At 72.1% G+C, this 4,558-nt stretch carries 5 protein-coding genes and 2 pseudogenes; 2 read left to right on the top strand and 5 right to left on the bottom strand.

Annotated features, from left to right (window positions below):
- Positions 1-344 (top strand): annotated as a pseudogene (gene sufC, locus JNW89_RS28505) (Fe-S cluster assembly ATPase SufC); the annotation flags it as partial.
- A gap of 517 nt (positions 345-861) precedes the next feature.
- Entirely contained in the window at positions 862-1,080 is a 219-nt protein-coding gene (locus JNW89_RS37865; protein ID WP_309139981.1) for a discoidin domain-containing protein, read from the top strand.
- Positions 1,081-1,090: 10 nt separating this feature from the next.
- Here the strand turns inward: JNW89_RS37865 and JNW89_RS28495 are convergent.
- The 5 genes and pseudogenes from JNW89_RS28495 to JNW89_RS28475 all read right to left on the bottom strand — a co-directional run.
- Positions 1,091-1,715: pseudogene (locus JNW89_RS28495) on the bottom strand (LysE family transporter).
- Between the two features lie 230 nt (positions 1,716-1,945).
- Positions 1,946-2,380, bottom strand: a complete 435-nt coding sequence (locus JNW89_RS28490; RefSeq protein ID WP_238451459.1) for a metal-sulfur cluster assembly factor — start codon at positions 2,378-2,380, stop codon at positions 1,946-1,948.
- Positions 2,377-2,850: a Fe-S cluster assembly sulfur transfer protein SufU gene (sufU, locus tag JNW89_RS28485; RefSeq protein WP_154943622.1), complete on the bottom strand. Its 474-nt coding sequence runs from the start codon at positions 2,848-2,850 to the stop codon at positions 2,377-2,379. Before sufU ends, JNW89_RS28490 begins: the two co-directional genes overlap by 4 nt.
- Complete coding sequence (locus tag JNW89_RS28480) at positions 2,850-4,154, bottom strand: cysteine desulfurase (protein ID WP_238451458.1); 1,305 nt, start codon at positions 4,152-4,154, stop codon at positions 2,850-2,852. The genes sufU and JNW89_RS28480 overlap by 1 nt, the downstream gene beginning before the upstream one ends.
- A gap of 21 nt (positions 4,155-4,175) precedes the next feature.
- A partial coding sequence (locus JNW89_RS28475) for an ABC transporter ATP-binding protein (RefSeq protein WP_375155159.1) occupies positions 4,176-4,558 on the bottom strand: 383 nt, incomplete at its 5' end.

Genomic DNA, 4,558 nt, shown 5'->3' with positions numbered 1-4,558 from the left:
TGGAGCGCCTCCAGATGGACCCGGCGTTCGCCCAGCGCAACGTCAACGAGGGCTCCTCCGGCGGTGAGAAGAAGCGGCACGAGATCGTGCAGCTGGAGCTGCTCAAGCCGAAGATCGCCATCCTCGACGAGACCGACTCCGGCCTCGACGTGGACGCGCTGCGCGTGGTCAGCGAGGGCGTGAACCGGGTCCGCGACACCGGCGACACCGGCGTGCTGCTGATCACCCACTACACCCGCATCCTGCGCTACATCAAGCCGGACTTCGTGCACGTCTTCGTCGCCGGCCGGATCGTCGAGCAGGGCGGGCCGGAGCTGGCCGACAAGCTCGAGGCCGACGCCTGGTGGCCGCTGCTGGTCAACGGCCAGTTCAAGGCGCCCCTCGGCGCGGAGCTGTACCAGGCGCTGGTCAACGCCATGCAGATCAACGAGTCGCCGTCCGGACAGCAGCGCGGCGACGAGTCCACCCTGCCCACCTCGGCCAACGAGGCGCAGGGGCACAAGGGCTCGTCGTTCCAGTACGGCTGGTGGGGGTACGTCGACGCCGACCTGCGCGCGGTGCTGGGCGAACCGGCGCCCGGCGGATCGGACCGTCGGTACTGCGGGGGCGGCGACCTCGCCGCCTGCCGGCAGATCCTGCTGGACACGCTGCGCAGCGCCGCCGCCCGACCGGCGACCGAGGTCTATCCCGGCGATGCGACCTGCGCGGTCGGCGACCAGTGGTGCGCCGACGCCATCGTGCAGTCCCCGCTGGGCGGGCTGAAGCAGCCCGTCGTCGCCTGGCAGAACCGGCCGACCTATCAGCAGGTGGTGTCGTTCCCGGCCCGCCGCGGCGACGACCTGACCAACCTCGGCCCGCGCGGTGCTGCGCTGGGAGGCGGCGCACGCCCGGTCGTACCGGATCGACGTCTCCACCGACGGCGCCACCTGGCGGACGGTCTGGTCCACCACCGCCGGGGACGGCGGCACCGACAACGACCGGTTCGCCGCGACCGGCGCCCGCTACGTGCGGATGATCGGGCTGACCCGGGCCACCTCCTACGGCTTCTCGCTCTGGGAACTGGAGGTGTACCCGCACTGAGCCGGCCGGCTCACCAGACCATCCGCAGCGCCAGCAGCACAATCAGAGCGCTGGCCAGCAGCGCGGTGACCAGCCGGCCACGGTCGGAGGTGAGCAGCCGGCCGAGCAGCGAGCCGCCGCCGGCCACCAGCAGCTGCCAGCTCGCCGAGGCGGCGAACGCCGCGGCCACGAAGGCCACCTGGCCGGCGGGCGTCCACCCACCGGACGCCTGCCGGCCGATCACCAGGGCCACGAAGTAGACGATGGTCATCGGGTTGAGCAGGGTGAGCGCCAGCAGCCCGGCGAAGGCCCGGCCCGGCGTGGCCAGACCCCGCTCGGCCCGCGCCGGCCCGGTCGGGGAACGATGCCGGCGCAGCGCGCCCACGGCGAGCTGCCCGGCGAGGAAGAGCAGGATCACGACGGCCGCCCAGCGCAACGGGGTCGCCACCGGGCGGACCAGGCCGGCGAGGGCCGCGCCGCCGAGCACGGCCAGCGCGGCGTAGAGGCCGTCCGCCGCGGCCACCCCCGAGGGCGGCGGCGGCGCCGACCCGCAACGAGGTACGGGCGGTGAGTCCGATGACCACGATGGCGATCGCCCCGACCGGCACCGCCACCCCGTAGCCGGCGAGCAGGCCGGCGAGCAGCGCGTCACCCATGGCGGCGGGTACCGGGTCGCAGCCGCCGCGGCACCGGCCGCTGTCGCCCGGCGGCGATGGCCGCGGCGACAGGGACGGTGCGGGACGACTTCGACTCGATCACGCAGCGATTGTCGCCGGACGCCGTCCGGCCACGCCACCGGTTATCCGTCGGTGCGTGCGGGCCGCACGGACGACAAAGGCCCCGACCTGAGGTCGGGGCCTTTCGTCCGGCCAGCCGGCGCGGTCGGTCAGACGTTGAAGCCGAGCGAGCGGAGCTGGTCGCGCCCCTCGTCGGTGATCTTGTCCGGGCCCCACGGCGGCAACCACACCCAGTTGATCCGGATGTCGTTGACCAGTCCCCCGCCGGGGCCGGTGGTCAGCGCCTGCCGGGCCTGGTCCTCGATCACGTCGGTGAGCGGGCAGGCCGCCGAGGTGAGCGTCATGTCCAGCGTCGCGACGTTCTCGTCGTCGACGTGCACGCCGTACACCAGGCCGAGGTCGACCACGTTGATGCCGAGCTCCGGGTCGACGACGTCCTTCATCGCCTCCTCGATGTCGGCGACGGCGGCCTTGCCGCCCGCCGGCGTCGGGGCGCCGTCGGTCGCCACGGCGCCGGTCGCCGGCGTCGTGGCGGCGTCACCGGCCTCAGGCGTCGCCGCGGTGGCGGTGTCTTCGCTGTTCATGCCTTCACCTCCGTCGGGCTCACGCCCACGCCGGCGCGTGCCGCGGCGTCCTTGAACGCCATCCATGGCAGCAGCGCGCACTTGACCCGGGCGGGGTAGCGGGCGACGCCCGCGAAAGCCACCCCGTCACCGAGTACGTCCTCGTCCGGCGTGACCTGGCCACGCCCGGACATCAACTCGACGAACGCCTCGTGCACGGCGAACGCCTCACCCGCACCCCGACCGCGCAGCAACTCGTGCAGCACGCTCGCCGACGCCTGGCTGATCGAGCACCCCATCCCGTCGTACGAGATGTCGTCGAGGGTGTCGCCGTCGGTGGCCACCCGGACGGTGATCTCGTCACCGCAGGTCGGGTTGACGTGGTGCGCCTCGGCGACCCGGGCGTCCGGGTCGGCGTCGCGCAGGCCACGGCCGTGCGGGTGCTTGTAGTGGTCCAGGATGATCTCCTGGTAGAGCTGGTCGAGCTGCATCAGTCGAACACCTTCCGCGCCTGCTCGAGCCCCGCCACCAGGGCGTCGATCTCCTCCGTGGTGGTGTACAGGTAGAACGACGCCCGCGTCATGGCCGGCACGCCGAACCGGGTGCACACCGGCTTCGCGCAGTGGTGCCCCACCCGCACCTGAACGCCGAGCGAGTCGAGGACCTGCCCCACGTCGTGCGGGTGGATGTCACCGAGCGCGAACGAGATCGTCCCACCCCGGCCGACGGGCACCGTCGGTCCGAAGACGCGCAGCCCCGGCACGGTGGCGAGGGCGTCCAGCGCGTACGCCGTCAGCGCCTTCTCGTGCCACTGGATGGCGCGCATCCCGATGCCGGTGAGGTAGTCCACCGCCGCGCCGAGCGCGACCGCCTCGGCGATCGGCGGGGTGCCGGCCTCGAAGCGGGCCGGTGGCGCGGCGAACGTCGAGCCCGCCATCGACACCGTCTCGATCATCGACCCGCCGCCGAGCACCGGGGGCATCGCGGCGAGCAGCTCGCCGCGGCCCCAGAGCACGCCGACGCCGGTCGGGCCGCACATCTTGTGGCCGGTGAAGACGATGAAGTCGGCGTCGTAGTCGACCACGTCCATCGGCATGTGCGGCACCGACTGCGAGCAGTCGAACAGCAGCAGCGCACCCACCTCACGGACCCGCTGGGTGATCCGGGCGGTGGCGTTGACCGTGCCGAGGATGTTGGACATGTGCACCAGCGAGACGATCTTCGTCCGCTCGGTGACCAGCTCCTCCAGCCCCGACTCGTCCAGCCGCCCGTTGTCGGTGACCGGGAACCAGCGCAGGGTCGCGCCGGTGCGCTCGCAGAGCAGCTGCCACGGGACGATGTTCGAGTGGTGCTCCATCTCGGAGATCACCACCTCGTCGCCGGGGCCGAGCCGGAACCGGGGGTCGGCGTCGGGCCGCAGCGAGGCGTTGGAGAACGCGTACGCCACGATGTTGATCGCCTCGGTGGAGTTCTTGGTGAACACCACCTCGTCCACGCTCGGCGCGTTGATGAACGCGGCGATCTTCGCCCGCGCCCCCTCGTACGCCTCGGTCGCCTCGGTGCCCAGGGTGTGCACCGAGCGCGACACGTTGGCGTTGTGCATCGCGTAGTGCTCGGCGAGTACGTCGAGCACCTGGCGCGGCTTGTGCGAGGTGTTGGCGCTGTCGAGATAGACCAGCCGGTGCCCGTTGATCTCCCGGTCCAGGATCGGGAAGTCGGCGCGCACTGCTGCCACGTCGAAGCGTGGCACGTCGTCGTACTGCGGCATCCCGGACGGGATCGCGATGGTGGTCATCTCAGCCGGCCCCTCGTCTTGTCAGGCCCGCGCCGAACCGGCCCCGGCGGCGTACCGCTCGTAGCCCTCGGCCTCGAGCTTGTCGGCCAGCTCCGGCCCGCCCTGCTCGACGATCCGGCCGGCGACGAAGACGTGCACGAAGTCCGGCTTGATGTAGCGCAGGATGCGGGTGTAGTGGGTGATCAGCAGCACGCCGGTGTCGCCGGTGTCGCGGACCCGGTTCACGCCCTCGCTGACCACGCGCAGCGCGTCCACGTCGAGGCCGGAGTCGGTCTCGTCGAGGATGGCGATCTTCGGCTTGAGCAGCTCCAGCTGCACGATCTCGTGCCGCTTCTTCTCACCGCCGGAGAAGCCCTCGTTGACGTTGCGCTGGGCGAACGCCGGGTCCATCTGGAGGCGCTCCA

This window comes from Micromonospora sp. 4G55 (assembly GCF_016803375.1).
This window is presented reverse-complemented; position numbering and strand designations above follow the sequence as displayed.

Coding starts and splice junctions, on each gene's coding strand:
- JNW89_RS28490 (WP_238451459.1), bottom strand. CDS start 2,380: ATGAACAGCGAAGACACCGCCACCGCGGCGACGCCTGAGGCCGGTGAC.
- sufU (WP_154943622.1), bottom strand. CDS start 2,850: ATGCAGCTCGACCAGCTCTACCAGGAGATCATCCTGGACCACTACAAG.
- JNW89_RS28480 (WP_238451458.1), bottom strand. CDS start 4,154: ATGACCACCATCGCGATCCCGTCCGGGATGCCGCAGTACGACGACGTG.